Source organism: Vibrio sp. YT-16 (assembly GCF_033337405.1).
Taxonomy (GTDB): domain Bacteria; phylum Pseudomonadota; class Gammaproteobacteria; order Enterobacterales; family Vibrionaceae; genus Vibrio; species Vibrio alginolyticus.
This window is the reverse complement of sequence record NZ_JAWOQQ010000055.1, coordinates 1-2,111: the sequence shown is the minus strand read 5'-3', so window position 1 is coordinate 2,111 and position 2,111 is coordinate 1. Positions and strand designations below refer to the sequence as shown.

The 2,111-nt window shown below is 45.4% G+C and carries 1 protein-coding gene and 1 pseudogene; both read right to left on the bottom strand.

Annotation, left to right across the window (positions count from 1 at the left end; genetic code table 11):
* Positions 1 to 382: pseudogene (locus tag R7F07_RS24615) on the bottom strand (GGDEF domain-containing protein); the annotation flags it as partial.
* A 103-nt stretch (positions 383 to 485) separates the two neighbouring features.
* Positions 486 to 1,796 carry a branched-chain amino acid transport system II carrier protein gene (gene brnQ, locus R7F07_RS24610; RefSeq protein ID WP_318110584.1) on the bottom strand — a complete coding sequence of 437 codons (1,311 nt, stop codon included), beginning with the start codon at positions 1,794 to 1,796 and terminating at the stop codon, positions 486 to 488.
* Between the last annotated feature and the right edge of the window lie 315 nt (positions 1,797 to 2,111).

Below are 2,111 nucleotides of genomic sequence, written 5' to 3'. Positions count from 1 at the left end.
GAAAAATGATTCGGATACGAATAGATGGCGAATAAAAGGTGAAGTAATAAAAAAGGCCACTGAATATCGGTACCAGAAACGTGAGTACATGAGCGCACTTGAGAGGGAATTTACGGAAAATGCTTACGCCATATAACGTGAGCAAAAAGCCGATGATAATGATGGTATTGGAAAGAATGATCGTCAGCCAGTCTGGGGCTGAGTCACGAAATCCCAATAAAAAAGGGCCTAAGCCAATAAACAGCAGAGAAATGGCGAACGTTTTCAATCCTTTAATTTTGCTCTGAGTATATTGATAGCAAAGCAGGCTAATAGCATAGATACAAGAAAACAAAATGATAATAAAGTTGAGGGTTCTTATATCTAAATAGTGTCTCTCCATATGTGCTCCACAACGAACCATTACTCGGGCAACTCCTTTGCCCGTCATCAATAAACGTCCAGTATGTTAGCGTAATTATAGAATGATGTCTTAAGTTAAGCGGCTATTCGTTGACCAGCTCGAATTCTTTGATTTCTTCTGCTTTTTTAGTGAACAAAAGTCCGATCGTTGCCATGATGACACTAGGTACAATCCAGCTCGCGAACTCATTGTACAAAGGCATGTTGTAGCTCATCCATTGATCTGCAGCTTCCGGCATGTAGCCCAAAATGTGGAGAGCATCGACACAACCAAATGCTAGTGCAGTGAACGCGGTAAGCACCAACATGAACTGAGACATTTTGTTGCGAACGGGTGCCATCATCATCAAAGCAATCGCCACAGGATGAAGTGCCACAACCGCAGGTAAAGTGATTGCCAATAGCTGCTCTAAACCGATGTTGGCGATAAAGCCTGACAGTACCATGGTGATGACGACACAGCTTTTGTAGTTCACTTCGCTAAAGGTGTTGTCATAGAACTCGCTGCCTGCGGTTGTTACGCCAATCGCTGTGGTTAAACAGGCCAATACCATGACTGCACCCAACAACACCGAGCCAAACGCACCAAAGTGGTTGAAGGTGAACGCCGTTAAAATATCGCCACCATTGCTAAACTCTGAACCTAAGTAAGAGCTAGTGGAACCGATGTAAGACAGCGAAATGTAAACAAACGCCATCGCGACAGCGTACATTAAGGCTGCAATTAGAGTGTATTTCGCCGTTGCTTTCGGGCAGTCCACTCCCATGCTGCGAATAGCACGGAAAATGATCCAACCAAAGCCAATTGAGCCCAACGCATCCATCGTCATGTACCCTTGCGTCAGACCTTCTGCAAACGCACCACTCACGTATGGGCCACTGGCTTGTGTCAACTCACCTGCTGGGTAAATCAAGGCAGTGACAGACATGATGATTAAAATCGCCATTAACGCCGGTGTTAGGATTTTGCCTAAGTTATCAACCAACTTACCTGGGTAAAGCGCAAACCAAATGGTTGCTACACAAAAGGCAATCGTAAACGGCACTAATGCCGCCTCACCAAAGATTGGGGCGAAGCTAAATTGATAGGCGACGGTAATGGCTCGCGGAATCACAAATGCTGGCCCGATGACGATGAAGACCATCACCCAAAAACTGGTTGCTAGCGGTTTTGGTAGCGCAGCGGTTAGCTTGTCTGAGCCATTAACGATCGCCACCATTACCAGTGCTAAAGCAGGTAGACCCACGCCAGTTAAAAGGAATCCAGACATTCCACTCAAAAAGTTTTCACCTGCTTGGTAACCCAAAAATGGAGGGAAGATAAGGTTACCTGCGCCCAAATACATGGCGAAAGTCATAAAGCCTAAGGCGGCGATATTGCGTGCGCTTAACATTGTTATTCCTCTTACACGTTTCGCTTGGAAGAAACTGAAAGGAATGGGAGAGAGTATGTGGTTGTTCCCGTCAGCTTCTTCTCAAGCTGACAGAAATTTTAGATGTAGCCTGTCAGCTCTGAATCAGTTTCAGAGAGAGCAGGAGGATCGCTGCAGCAACGCCGGATGGGCGTTTTAATGCGAATTGTGATTGCGCAGTTGCTGACATGAGAGATCCTTAATGACGAAAAAATACCAAGGAATACGTTTGCCTTGGTGTTCATTTACCCTAACGAACTTAAGGGGATCGGCACAACCCCAAAGGAGAAAATAAGT

Coding starts and splice junctions, on each gene's coding strand:
- brnQ (WP_318110584.1), bottom strand. CDS start 1,796: ATGTTAAGCGCACGCAATATCGCCGCCTTAGGCTTTATGACTTTCGCC.